General features: G+C 66.8%; 14 protein-coding genes. 4 read left to right on the forward strand and 10 right to left on the reverse strand.

The features are described from left to right. Both MKK67_RS05715 and MKK67_RS32540 read left to right on the forward strand, forming a co-directional pair. The coding region (locus tag MKK67_RS05715; protein ID WP_243962724.1) for a glycosyltransferase at nt 1-1525 on the forward strand (1525 nt) is incomplete at its 5' end. Continuing rightward, entirely contained in the window at nt 1522-2241 is a 720-nt protein-coding gene (locus tag MKK67_RS32540) for a CatB-related O-acetyltransferase (protein ID WP_279594651.1), read from the forward strand. The genes MKK67_RS05715 and MKK67_RS32540, both read left to right, overlap by 4 nt. Before the next feature lie 3 nt (nt 2242-2244). On the opposite strand, the gene MKK67_RS05725 is transcribed toward MKK67_RS32540, so the two are convergent. The 9 genes from MKK67_RS05725 to MKK67_RS05765 all read right to left on the reverse strand — a co-directional run bounded on the left by MKK67_RS05725 (nt 2245) and on the right by MKK67_RS05765 (nt 10504). Then, a complete protein-coding gene (locus MKK67_RS05725; protein ID WP_243962725.1) occupies nt 2245-2385 on the reverse strand; it encodes a hypothetical protein in 141 nt (46 codons plus the stop codon). A gap of 151 nt (nt 2386-2536) precedes the next feature. Further along, nucleotides 2537-3157 carry a hypothetical protein gene (locus MKK67_RS05730; RefSeq protein WP_243962726.1) on the reverse strand — a complete coding sequence of 207 codons (621 nt, stop codon included), beginning with the start codon at nt 3155-3157 and terminating at the stop codon, nt 2537-2539. A gap of 106 nt (nt 3158-3263) precedes the next feature. Next, complete coding sequence (locus MKK67_RS05735; protein ID WP_243962728.1) at nt 3264-4385, reverse strand: DegT/DnrJ/EryC1/StrS family aminotransferase; 1122 nt, start codon at nt 4383-4385, stop codon at nt 3264-3266. A 2-nt stretch (nt 4386-4387) separates the two neighbouring features. Further along, complete coding sequence (locus MKK67_RS32755; protein WP_243962730.1) at nt 4388-5650, reverse strand: glycosyltransferase family 4 protein; 1263 nt, start codon at nt 5648-5650, stop codon at nt 4388-4390. An 80-nt stretch (nt 5651-5730) separates the two neighbouring features. After that, a complete protein-coding gene (locus tag MKK67_RS05745; protein WP_243962733.1) occupies nt 5731-6537 on the reverse strand; it encodes a glycosyltransferase family A protein in 807 nt (268 codons plus the stop codon). 638 nt (nt 6538-7175) lie between these two features. Continuing rightward, a complete protein-coding gene (trmFO, locus tag MKK67_RS05750; RefSeq protein WP_243962735.1) occupies nt 7176-8603 on the reverse strand; it encodes a methylenetetrahydrofolate--tRNA-(uracil(54)-C(5))-methyltransferase (FADH(2)-oxidizing) TrmFO in 1428 nt (475 codons plus the stop codon). Nucleotides 8604-8681: 78 nt separating this feature from the next. After that, complete coding sequence (locus MKK67_RS05755; protein WP_007566967.1) at nt 8682-8828, reverse strand: DUF1127 domain-containing protein; 147 nt, start codon at nt 8826-8828, stop codon at nt 8682-8684. Nucleotides 8829-9099: 271 nt separating this feature from the next. Continuing rightward, entirely contained in the window at nt 9100-9372 is a 273-nt protein-coding gene (locus MKK67_RS05760; protein WP_243962737.1) for a GCG_CRPN prefix-to-repeats domain-containing protein, read from the reverse strand. 157 nt (nt 9373-9529) lie between these two features. Beyond that, complete coding sequence (locus tag MKK67_RS05765) at nt 9530-10504, reverse strand: S1C family serine protease (protein WP_243962738.1); 975 nt, start codon at nt 10502-10504, stop codon at nt 9530-9532. A 287-nt stretch (nt 10505-10791) separates the two neighbouring features. On the opposite strand from MKK67_RS05765, the gene MKK67_RS05770 reads away from it, so the two are divergent. Both MKK67_RS05770 and MKK67_RS05775 read left to right on the forward strand, forming a co-directional pair. Continuing rightward, nucleotides 10792-11367 carry a sigma-70 family RNA polymerase sigma factor gene (locus tag MKK67_RS05770; RefSeq protein WP_409568140.1) on the forward strand — a complete coding sequence of 192 codons (576 nt, stop codon included), beginning with the start codon at nt 10792-10794 and terminating at the stop codon, nt 11365-11367. Next, nucleotides 11364-12071 carry an anti-sigma factor domain-containing protein gene (locus MKK67_RS05775; RefSeq protein ID WP_243962739.1) on the forward strand — a complete coding sequence of 236 codons (708 nt, stop codon included), beginning with the start codon at nt 11364-11366 and terminating at the stop codon, nt 12069-12071. The genes MKK67_RS05770 and MKK67_RS05775 overlap by 4 nt, the downstream gene beginning before the upstream one ends. 43 nt (nt 12072-12114) lie before the next feature. On the opposite strand, the gene MKK67_RS05780 is transcribed toward MKK67_RS05775, so the two are convergent. After that, nucleotides 12115-12684 carry a fasciclin domain-containing protein gene (locus MKK67_RS05780; RefSeq protein WP_243962740.1) on the reverse strand — a complete coding sequence of 190 codons (570 nt, stop codon included), beginning with the start codon at nt 12682-12684 and terminating at the stop codon, nt 12115-12117. Nucleotides 12685-12758: the final 74 nt, after the last annotated feature.

The raw sequence follows: 12758 nt of genomic DNA on the forward strand, positions 1-12758 counted from the left end.
CGCCGCAGCGCTGGACGCGGTCGGGGTCCTCGACGAAATCGCCTTCGGCAAGGGCTACGGCGAGGAGAACGACTGGTGCATGCGCGCCCGCAAGGCCGGGTTCTCCAACCTGCTGGCCGAGGACGTGTACGTCTACCATGCCGGCCAGATCTCGTTCGGGCTCGACCCGGGCGGCGAGTACGACCAGGGTCAGGCGGCATTGCTGGCCAAGCACCCGGACTACCCGGCGTTGGTCGGCCAGTTCGTCCAGGCGGATCCCGGTCGGCGCGGCCGGGCGCGGCTCGACCTGCATCGGCTCGCCCGGCACTTCCGCGGCCGGGCTTTGCTGTTCGTGACCCATAGCTGGGGCGGGGGCATCCAGCGGCACATCGACGACATGATCGCCCGGCTCAAAGCCGAGGGCACGGCCGTGGTGCTGCTCTCGGTCGACCGGGCCCGGAACATCCAGGTCAACGTCTCGTATCGCAGCCGCGAGTTCGTGTACCTGCCGAGCCTGGACAGCCTGTACCTGCCCCGCGACGCCGACGCGGTGGCCGCGTTCGTGGAGCAGCTGGCGCCGCTCCTGATCCACGTGCACTCGCTGGCGGGGCTGCGCTGGAACGCGGCCCGCGCGCTGATGGACCTCGTATCCGGCTCGGGGCGGCCCTATGCCTGGACGCTGCACGACTTCTCGCCGGTCTGCCACCGCAATCACCTGGTGATGCCGGATGGGCGCTATTGCGGCCTGGCGCCGGTGCCGGTTTGCCGGGACTGCCTGGCCTCGGACGCGGACGGCTACGAGGAGCCGGACCCGGAGGAGCGCCGGGCGACGTTCGGGCGGTTCCTGGCCGGGGCGGCGCGGGTGTTCGCGCCGTCCGCCGACACGGCGGGGCGGATCGGCGGGGTGTATCCGGATCTGGCGATCACAGTACGGCCGCACGTCGAGCACGACCGGAGCGTGCGCTCCACCGCCCTGCGCCGGCCGGGCCGGGTGCGCCGGATCGCGGTGCTCGGCGCGATCAGCGCGACCAAGGGCGGCCTGTTCCTGCAGGCGCTGGCCACCGATGCCCAGGACCGCAAGCTGCCGCTGCGGTTCGCGATCGTGGGCTACACCGATCCCGCGCTCACGGGCGGCCTGGAGCGGGCCGGGGTGAGCCAGACCGGGCGCTACACCGGCGACGACGAGGCCCTCGACCTCGTTGGGCGGACTTCCGCCGACCTCGTCCTGCTGCCGGCGATCTGGCCCGAGACCTACTCCTACGCCCTGACGCTGGGATTGCGGACAGGCCTGCCGGTAGTCGCCTTCGACCTAGGCGCCCAGGGCGACCGGCTGCGGGCCTACCCGAACGGCCACGTCCTGCCCTACGCCCTGGCCAACGACCCGGCCGCCTTCAACGACCGGCTGCTGGCGATCGACATCTCGGCCGCCGGGGAACTCTCGGTGCCGATCCAGGCGGCCGAATACGACGACCTGATGCGCGACTACTACGTCCTGGACCTGAATCCGGCCGGGGCGCAAAACCCACTCGACGAGGACGCCGCATGATCTCCGTCAACGAGGACATGAAGCAGGAGATGCTCCGGCGCGGCATCTCGGTGCTGCATCCGGCCCCGTTCGGCCTACCGGAGGACTGCACCTTCGAGCCGCCGTGCAGCATCAAGTGGATGGGGATCGATTACTGCCTCACCATGGGGGCGTTCTCGTACGCGGTGAGCGGCTATTATTTCGGCGCCGACATCGCCCGCTACTGCTCGATCGGCGAGAGCGTCCAGGTCGGGCGCGGCAGCCATCCGGTCCATTGCGGCTCGACCTCGCCGCTGTTCTACACGCACCATTCGGCGGTGTTCGACCGACTCGATCCCCGCGCCGAGGATTACGAGATCTGCGGCCCCTATCTGTGGCCCAAGCGCGTGCGCATCGGCAACGATGTCTATATCGGCCACGGCGCCTTCCTGATGCCCGACATCACCATCGGCGACGGGGCGATCATCGGCGCCATGGCGGTGGTGACCAAGGACGTGCCGCCCTACGCGATCGTCGCCGGCAGCCCGGCCCGGGTCGTGAAGATGCGCTTTCCGGACACGCTGATCGAGCGCTACCTGGCGGTGCGCTGGTGGCGCTACGCCTTCTGGGACCTGCGCCAGTGCTCGATCACCGACCCGGAAAAATTCCTCGACGCGGTGGAAGAGCGGATCGCCGGCGGGATGCAGGAATACCGCCCGGACCTGATCCCGATCCAGTCGCTGATCCCGGGCGCCTGAGGCTCACGCTTCCGCGTCGGCGAACCGCGCGAACGCCGCCACCAGCGCGTCGGCGGCCGGCCCGCTCAGATCGCTGAAGCAGAGCCCGTCGCCGACGAACACGGTCCACACCCCGTCATAGGTCGCTTCCTTGCGGATCCGCATGGCCACCCTCTGGCATTGATCTGGATCAACGGTCGGGAACGGGGGGCGTTGCTTTGGCGGGTTTGAATTAAAATCGCGTTGCGAACATGCCGGATGACGGGAGCAATCTGTTCGTCCGTAGGTATCCTGTTTGGATCGGCACTTTGAGGCGTCATTCGGCTTTATCTATACCGACATGAAAAATCTGACGTCCTGTCGCCGGGTTGCCGTGCATCAGGAAGCCCTCCCCGGCTGATCGGCTCAGAACGGATCCGGCCGAGAGCTTGCTGTAGGCCCCTAAGCTTACTTTCGGCAGGATCGAGGCGCCCGTACCTAGGAATGCGGCCGTCCCACATACCGCGTGTCCGCATAGTCGCGCGCCTGGTGATAAGACGACGGACGCGTCGAGCCGGGCATCGTGACCAATTACCCCTTGCGCGTTCAGCAGCACGTTTGCGCCTACTTGCGCATAGGGGCCAACGAAAACCCCTGGATAGATGATCGCGCCGTCTCCGATCATCGCCGAACGAGCGATGTAGGCCATCGGGTGGACAATGCGCGCCAGAGTAAGGCCCAAGCGGACAATCTCAGCATACACTTTGTGTCGGATTGTTGGGTCGCCCGTGCAGATAATGAACTGCTTCGCCTCTTTGTCTGAGACGGATGCAATATCCGCGTGAACAGTAAATGAACCTCCGCAGACAGCCGTAAGGTCCGGGGCTCGCATCGGCCCGGGGGAAACCACGTCTGTGACTTGGAGTTTGCGTCCACTCTTTTCGATATTGAGGTCCAACAGGAAGGTAGCGACCTCGACAGCAAGACTGCCCCCACCGCACAAGACAAGCCCACAGGTCATAAATCCTCTCTATGGTGCTTCACGGCTAACATGGTGCGCTGAATTATGGTGCTCCAAGTTCAGTCAGCGCACGCCGCAGGGCCGCGCAGACGGCAGTGACATCGGCCTGGGTCAGGGCTTCGAAGGTCGGCAGGTTGAGCCCGCGGGCCGACCAAGTTTCAGCAACCGGATAGCGAATATTCTCATAATAAGGCGGCTGGTCATGCATCGGGTGGAAGACCGGCCGGCTATCAATTCCCTCGGCCAGAAGCGCGGCCATCACGGCATCCCGCTCGCGAGCGGCTCCCTCGGTCAGCAACACGGTGATGAGCCAAGGTACTGGCACCGCCCAGGATTCCGCACCCAGCAAGCGCAGGCCGTTGATTCCGGCGAGGCGCTCCGCGTACCAGGTAGCGATTTGCCGCCGCGCCGTGAGGATTTCTTCGACCCGTTCCAATTGGGCAAGACCGATCGCAGCGGCGATGTTCGTCATCCGGTAGTTGAAGCCCACCACCGGATGAATGTAGCGGCGCTGCGGATCAACGCCCTGACCGCGATAGAGGCGCAGGCGGGCAGCTAGCGCTGCGTCGTCCGTCACCACCATGCCTCCCTCGCCGGTGGTGATAATCTTGTTCCCGTAGAAGCTGAAGGCGGCACAGGCTCCCAGCGATCCGACCGGGCGCCCTCGATAGCTCGCCCCATGCGCCTCTGCTGCATCTTCGACCACGATGAGATTATGGCGTTCGGCGAGATCTAGGATCGGGTCCATGTCGGCTGGGTGGCCGTAGAGATGGACTGGCAGGATGGCTCTGGTGCGCGAAGTGATCCGGGCTGCGATTTGATCCGGATCGACGTTAAGGGTCTCCGGCTCGGAATCGACGAAGACCGGTTTGGCGCCGCAATAGGTCACCGCGTTCACCGATGCGATGTAGGTAAGATCCGGCACGATCACCTCGTCGCCAGGACCGATGCCGAGGGCCGTAAGAGCCAAGTGGAGTGCGGCGGTACCGTTGTTGACCGCTACTGCGTGAGAAACACCACAGAAACGGGCGAAAGCAGCCTCGAAGGCATCGAGGTAGCGTCCGTTGGACGAGATCCAGGTGCTGTCGAGGCATTCGAGCACGTAGGCGCGCTCGTTCCCGGCAAGGCTCGGGGCAGCCACGGGGAGGAGGGGGCGGGGCGTCATGGTCAGACAGTCGGCCCCGTGGCGAGCAATGTCTCATCCGCCTCGCTCAGCGGCCGACCGGCGGCTTTGCGGTAGAGAATGCCAAACCGGCGTGCCACCGACTCCCAAGTGTGCCGTGCAACGACATCCCGCCCGCGGGCGGCAAGTTGGTTACGCAGCGGCGCATCCGACCATAGCTTGAAGATTGCGCTGGCTATATCGCCGCCGCTGTCGGGATCGAACAGAAGCGCGCCGCCTGCCGTCTGCGACGGAAGCGACGTGACGTTGGAGCAGGCCACAGGGCAACCGATCGTAAAGGCTTCCCAGATCGGAGCGCTGGCGGCCTCGAACTTCGTCGGCACAAGGACGCCGCGCGCAAGATGATAGAGCAACACTAGATCACGTTGGGCAATGTAACCGGCCCACCGAATGCAATCGGTCACATTCAGTTCTGCTGCTCGCTCGAGCACGCGCAGCGAAAATGGTGTGAACGCCCCAGTAAAGACTATAAGGGGCGCCTCGAAGCCTTGAGCGCGCAGCAACGCAGCAGCCTCCACCAAGCGGATGTGGTTCTTGTGCTCCCAGCCGGCCGCCGGATAGAGTAGGAATCCGCCTGGCTGGAGTTGCAAACGATCGCAGATCGTCCGCACTTCGATCGGTGTCGGCGGCGCTCGATCGGCGGCAGGCGGCGCGAACGGAATGATGGGCATCTTTTCGACTGGCACGCCGTACTGCCGCTGGATATCCTCGGCAATCCAGCGTGAGGCCACGGGAACGATCGTCGCCGCAGCGCAAAAGTACTGATATATCACCTCGCGTTGCTCAAGATCTTCTTCGGAGAAGAACTGTGGTAGGTGAAGATGCTGGAGATCGTGCGGATGGTAGAGGAACGGCAGGTCGGCATCGATCGCGAATTGTGACACTGCGTGCACCACGGCCACGCCTGCGGCTCGGAGCGGCCCCGTTGCGTCGTGAAATCGTATCCGGAGTTTCGTGCTCTCATCCTGAAAATTGAACTTCCGCTTGGCCAACGGCGTGCCGGCCAGCCTGAACTCGCGCTCGCGCACCGGCTGGGAGGCAATGTCCAGCGGCAGCAGAGCGCAATGGTCCGGCATGATGGCACGTAGGTCGCCACCTGCCTCCGCGTTCACAATAAGAGAGAAGCGAAAGTCATCCGCTGAGAGATGATGAAGATGTGTTACCAGACCGCGTGTGACTTCGGCCACGCCGCCGGCCGCTCCAAGAGAGGCACGCGCATCAATTGCGACATGAAGCGGTTCGGCCACGGCTCGAAGTCCCTCTGAGGAGCCCGCTCAATATTTCTGGGCTCTCACCTCATCGGACCAGAACCTTGCTTGGGGCTGTCTCACCAGGGGATGCGGCCGTACCGCTCGATGAGCATCGTGTATTCTGCCTCACTCTGTTGCTTAAGAACCGGATCGACTGCGATCCGGGCTGTGCCGGAGCGGGAATGCACCAAGCGGATGACCAGCGGAGCCAACATCGTGTGCCGCTGAACTTCTATCTTGTCCCCCCCAAAGCGCACGACATTGGCAAGCCAAGGGCGCACCTGTTCCGCCAGCGCGAGGCTATTCGGCGCCATCGCATCGACGAGATGGCAGCGCTTGATGCCGCTTTCGCCCAGTCGGCCGAGCCACTCATTGTCGAGATGCCAGCGCATGGCCGGATCGAAGCGTCCGACCCGCCGGAGGGTGTCGAATGGCATCATCCAGCCCGACGGAGTCGGAAAATCGTTGATGCGGACGATTTGGCCATGCTCGTCGACCTCGAGCTGAGTCGTCGAGACAAAGCCGCATCCATCTAGGACACCCAGGCTAAAGGCCAGGTATTGTGAATCCCAACGATCGTCGTCTTCGAGGAACGCAATGTAGTCGAAGCGGTCTCCCGCGGCATCAATTCCGGCATTCAGGGCGCCGACCTGCGAGGATGTATCACTTCGAGCCCAGACGACGTCGCTCCGCTCCGCGAGTCGGGGAGGGACGCTCGCACCTGCATCGATTCCGATGATGAAGGTCAGCGAGACTCGCCCCTCTGCAACGATCGTCTGAGCCAAGGCGCTCGCAATTGCGCGTTCCAGAAAATAGTCATTGGGACCGATCTGCTCCAGTCGGGACGGTATAATCACGCCGACTGGAATTTTCTTTGAGATCATTTCGGATCCAAACCGTAAAACTTTGCAGCACTTATATTGCGAAGATTCAATGAAAATATTGTCCACGACTCGTCGATAATATTAACAAACACAATGAAGCATTGTCTTGTAAACATCATGACATTAAATTAATTATCTATCGACGCCCGATGTTGAACAGGAGTATTTGCTCATCCGGAATGGCCGAACGCATTACGATGTATCGTCTTTTTCTGCCGGCCATGTCAACGCACGTCAAACTTGCCGTTAAAAACTTCGGCTCACGCAAGCCAAGATCTTGAATTTAACAGACCGGCGATTCTTCAGCGTAAAATAGCGCCTGAACGAACTGGTATATCGCCAGTTCGACGATCTTCGTCTGAGAACGTTTGATTATTTTCTTAATAAATTTTATTTTATAATAAATGATATTTGAAAAACTTTGGTCACACATTCAGAATACGCCCCAGACGATCGTTTCGTCACACTTCGCAAATTCAACCCCGTCATGAGGAATCTCGTCATTATGGAATTATCGTGACGTCCGCGCATCCTTGGTCGTATCCGTCAGCGATACCGCATGAGCACAGTCGATCGTTCTGAGACGCGGGTCGAATGTGACCGCCCGCAGCCTGCCCTGTTGCCGCACCGATCGCGTACTACTCTGCCGCCGCCAGCCGCCAATCCGCCACGGGGTCGCCGGCCATCCAGGCACCGAGATCAATCCGAGCGCGGTCGGTGAGCGCCCGCCGCTTCAGCACGGCCTTTTCCGGGCCGCGCAGGCGGCGGCCGGTCTCGTTGCGGGGGGCCTGGGCCAGGGGCGGGAACAGGCCGAAATTGACGTTCATCGGCTGGAACGAGCGCGGGGCGTTGGCCTCGCCGTCGGCCGCGACGTGACCGCCGGTGATGTGCGCGATGAGGGCACCCAGCGCCGTGGTCTGGGGCAGGGGAGCGAGCGGCCGGCCCGCCGCCTCGGCCACGGAAAAACGGCCGGCCATCAGCCCGACCGCGGCGCTCTCGACATAGCCCTCGCAGCCGGTGATCTGGCCGGCGAAGCGCAAGGCGGGCCGGGCCTTCAGCCGGAGGGTGGCGTCCAGCAGCCGCGGGCTGTCGAGATAGGTGTTGCGGTGCAGGCCGCCGAGCCGCGCGAACTCGGCCCGCTCCAGGCCCGGAATCGTGCGGAAGATCCGGACCTGCTCGGCATAGGTCAGCTTCGTCTGGAAGCCGACCATGTTGTAGAGGGTGCCCAGCGCGTTGTCCTGGCGCAGCTGCACGATCGCGCAGGCTTTAACCTGCGGGTCGCGCGGGTTGGTGAGGCCCACGGGCTTCATCGGGCCGTGCCGCAGGGTCTCGGGGCCGCGCTCGGCCATCACCTCGATCGGCAGGCAGCCGTCGAAATACGGCGTGCCCTCCCATTGCTTGAACCCGATCTTCTCGCCCGCCACGAGGGCGGCCACGAAGGCGTCGTACTGCGCCCGGTCCATCGGGCAGTTGAGATAGTCGGCCCCCGTGCCGCCGGGGCCGGGCTTGTCGTAGCGGGACTGGAACCACGCCACGTCCATGTCGATCGAGTCGCGATGGACGATCGGCGCGATGGCGTCGAAGAAGGCGAGGGACTCGGCGCCGGTGAGGGCCCGGATGCCCTCGGCCAGCGCCGGGGCGGTCAGCGGGCCGGTGGCGACGATGCAGGGCCCCCATTCCTCGGGGGGCAGGCCCTCGACTTCGCCGCGCACGATCGTGACGTTGGGGTGCTGCTCCAGGGTCCGGGTCACCGTGGCGGAAAAACCCTCGCGGTCCACCGCGAGGGCGCCGCCCGCCGGCACCTGGTTGGCGTCGGCGGCCCGCATGATCAGCGAGCTTAAGGCGCGCATCTCCTGGTGCAGCAGGCCGACGGCGTTGCTCTCAGGGTCGTCCGACCGGAACGAGTTCGAGCAGACGAGTTCGGCCAGGCCGTCGGTCTGGTGGGCCTCGGTGCCGCGCACAGGGCGCATCTCGTGGATCACGGCGCGATGGCCGGCCTCGGCCACCTGCCAGGCCGCCTCGGAGCCCGCCAGCCCGCCGCCGATGATGTGAAGGGTCTGTGTCATATCCCAGAATAGCGAAGGACCGTCGCCCGGATCAACGGGCGGCGGTCCTTTGAATGAAATCGCGATGGGTCGAGGAGATCAGACGCGGGCGATGCCGTGGATCTCGCTGCGGTTGATGCCGAGATCGGCAAGGTCGCGATCCGAGAGGCGGGAGAGCTGGGAGACGGTGTCGCGGTACCGGAGATAGGCGCGGACGCGACTCAGGACGCTACGAGCGGCGGACATGGAGTTCATTGACCTCTGTTCAGGCAGGGGATGGCGCGCCGTTGCGCATCGCTGCCTCTTGTTGGTGCAATGCACATATAAACCTGCCGCGGCGCAGCAGGAGTCAAAAGGTCAAGGATCTGGTCTGCACGGGCCGCATGGTCGGCTTAAGAAACCGGCAACCTTCCCAGCTGGTCATTCTTTGTGCGCATGGTGAGACCCGGCCTGAACGCGCGAAGGGCGCCCCACCGGCCGGCGGGGCGCCCTTCGCAGTGCGGTCGAGCCCGGTCGCTCAGTAGAACGGGCGCGGGCCGTAGAAGCCGTAGGGCCGGTCATAGGGTCGGTAGAACGGCCGCGGCCGGGCATAGCCGTAGCCGCCGTAATAGACCGGCCGGCGCCAGTAGGGCCGGGGACCCCAGTTCGGGCGGCAGATGCCCCAGGGATTCGGGTGGAAGCCCGGGCCGCAGCCCCCCGCCGCCTGGGCGGAGCCCGCGAGCCCGAGGCCGCCGGCGATCGCGGCGGCCATAACGAGTGCCTTCGCGCGCGGTGCGCTCAGAATCGCCATGACAGATCTCCTCGAAGCGTCCGGCGGATCGGTGCCGGTCGAGAGAGAGTCGGCCCCGTCGCCTGAACCGACCCTGAGCCTGAGGTTGTATCCCGTGCAGGCTCGCGTCGGCATCCGAGAAACGCGGCCGCGGCGGCGACGGTTTCGCGGGCGCCCGTCAGTGCAGCGAGGGCGTGCGCAGGAACCGCTCCCGGTCCGCCGAGACCAGGGCGAGCTTCACGCCGCGGCCGTCGCGGCGCACGGTGAGCGGGACGCGCACACCCGCCTCGCCGAGCGCCCAGATGCTGCGGAACAGGGCGGCGAGGTCCGGGACCGGCTCGCCGGCCACCGCCTCGATCACGTCGCCGCTGCGCAGGCCGCCGGTCTCGGCCGGGCCGCCATCGGCGAGCCCCATCACCACGATGCCCTCCTCGCTCTCGGTGGCGTAGAGGCCGAGCCAGGGCCGCGGCGGCCGGTTGGCGCGCCCGCGCGTGGCCAGGTCGTCGAGGATCGGCGGCAGCAGGTCGATCGGCACCACCATGTTGATCGGGCGCGCACTGCTGCTGCCGCCCTGCTGCAATTGCAGCGAGCCGATGCCGAGCAGCTCGCCCTGCGCACCGATCAGCGCGGTGCCGCCCCAATGCGGGTGGGCCGGGGCGGTGAACAGCGCCTCGTCGAGGACATACTCCCAGTACCCGGCGAATTCCTGCCGGGCGACGACCTCGACGGCGACGCAGCGCTGGCGTCCGCCCGCTCCCGCCACCACCGCCCGGTCGCCGGTCTTCAGCCCGGCCGAGCGGCCGATGGGCAGGGCCGGGACCCCGAGTTCGCCCAGCGCCTGGACCAGGCCGAAGCCGGTGGCGGCATCGAAGCCGAGCACGTGGCCCTGCACCGAACGGCCCTCCCGGGTGGTCAGCCAGACGCTCTCGGCCTCCGTGACCAGGTAGCCGACCGTCAGCACCAGCCCGTCCTCCCGGATCACCACGCCGTTGCCGGCGCGCTCGGTGCCGAGGGTCTCGGCCGTGAAGGCGCTCTCCGGCACCCGCGCCGACAGGGCGAGCACCGACGAGAGCGCCCGATCGAGATCGTAGCCGTAATCCGCCGGCCTGGGCTGGGCCTGCGCCGGGATCTTCCACTCGCCCTGCGTCGCCATGAGATTCCTTCGGCTGGTTCGCCCCTGCGCCGGCGCCACCGGACGCGCGAAATCGGACTTAGATAGGCGGTCCGCGCGGCCTGCGACACCCGTGGCGCGGCGCCGCGCGCGGATCGTGCGCGCCGACGGCCCGTCGACGATCCTGTGCGGGGCCGGCGATGTGACAGGACGCGCGGGGGCCCTTAGACCTATCTTACGGAAACGCGGCCGGCAGGGGAACGGGCGCGCGGGTGCGGGAACGGATCTTGGCCGGACCGATTTTTGCCGCGGGGGCGACCCCGGACCGGGTGCCGCCGGGTCTTCCCGGCGCCGACGAGGCCCGGCTGCGGCGGTTGCTGTTCGAGATCGGGCGCGGCGAGGCGGCGGCTTTGGCCGAACTCTACGATCTGACCAGCCCGAAACTCTTCGGCGTGATCCTGCGTATCCAGCGCGACCGGTCGCTCGCCGAGGATATCCTTCAAGACGCGTATCTGCGGATCTGGCAGGCGGCCGGGAGCTACGACCCCGAGGCCGGACGCCCGCTCGCCTGGCTGTGCACGATCGCCCGGAACCGGGCGATCGACGGCCTGCGCCGGAAGGGATCGGTGGAGGTTCAGGGGCCGGTGCGGGACGACGGCGAGGATTGGGTGGCGCGGCTGATGGACCCGCATGACGACGCCGCGGCGTTCCTGGACCGGGACGCCCTCGCGGCCTGCCTGGGTCGGCTGGAGCCGGCGCACCGGGATTGCGTGATGCTGGCCTATTGCGAGGGTCATTCCCGGGAGGAACTGGCCCAGCGCTACGAGCGGCCGGTCAACACGATCAAGACCTGGCTGCATCGGGCGCTCGCCTCCCTGAAGACCTGCCTGGAGGCGGTCTCGTGAGCGGCGGCCCCGAAGACCCGACTTCGGATCCCGCTTCGGATCCCGACCTGCGCGCGGCCGAGTACGTGCTCGGCACCCTCGACCCGGGGGAGCGGGACGCGATGGCGCGCGCCCTCGCCACCGATGCCGCCCTTGCCGGCCGGGTGCGGGCTTGGGAGCGGCGGCTGTCGCCGCTGCTCGCCGCGATCCCGCCGGTGGCGCCGCCGCCGCGGGTGCGGGCGGCACTGCTGCGGGCGCTGGCGGCCGGGTCCGGCGGGTCGCACGATCCCCTCGCCCATCTGCGCCGGCAGGTCCGACGCTGGCGGATCGCCACCGCGGGGGCCGGGCTGCTGGCGGCGGGGCTGGCGCTGTTCGTCGCGGTCGGGCAGCGGCCGGAACCGGAGGGCGGCCGCTACCTTGCGGTGGTCCAGGGCGGCGGCGCGCTCCCGGCCCTGATCGTGCGCGTCGACACCCGCACCGGCACCGCCCAGGTCCGGCCGGTCGGGGCCGAGGCGCCCGCGGGCCGGAGCCTGCAATTGTGGTATGTCGGCGCCGAGGGGCCGAAGCCGCTCGGCCTCATCGGGGCTGGCGCGAGCCGGGTGAGCCTGCCGCAGGGCGCCGCGCCGGACGGGGTTCTGGCGGTCTCGGTGGAGCCCCCGGGCGGCTCGCCGAGCGGCCAGCCCACGGGGCCAGTGGTCTATACCGGCACGCTGATCGCCGAGTAGGAACCGCGGCGCCGGGACGGCACCGCGGCGCGTGGCCTCTGGATCAGGGCGTCAGCACGGCGTTGACCACGTGGATCACGCCGTTCGACTGCATCACGTTCGGGATCGTCACCGTGGCGGTGCCGCCCTTCACGTCGGTGATCAGGACCTTCTTGCCCTGCACCGCCACGGCGAGCGGCTCGCCCTCGACGGTGGTGAGCTGGCCCTGGCCGCCGCCCTTCTTGACGAGCGCCATCAGGTCCTTGGCGGTGTAGACGCCCGGGACCACGTGGTAGGTCAGGATCTTGGTCAGGGTCGGCTTGTTCTGCGGCTGCACGAGGCTCTCGACGGTGCCCGGCGGCAGCTTGGCGAAGGCGGCGTTGGTGGGCGCGAACACCGTGAACGGGCCGGGGCCACTCAGCGTCTCGACGAGGCCGGCGGCCTTCACGGCGGCGACCAGCGTGGTGTGGTCCTTGGAGTTGACCGCGTTCTCGACGATCGTCTTGCTGGCGTACATCGGCGCGCCGCCGACCATCGGGTTCTTGGCCTGAGCCGCGCCGGTGGCGCCCAGACCGAGGGCGAGAGCGAAGGCGACGGCCCGGGCCGCGCGCCGGCCGCTGAGAGCGTTGAGCATCTGTGTTTCCTTCCGTCAGGCATCCCGTGATCGCGCTGTGCTCGGGATTGCGTGGCCGCTTACGGGGCCTCGGG

The organism is Methylobacterium sp. J-072, from assembly GCF_022829425.1.
GTDB lineage: Bacteria > Pseudomonadota > Alphaproteobacteria > Rhizobiales > Beijerinckiaceae > Methylobacterium.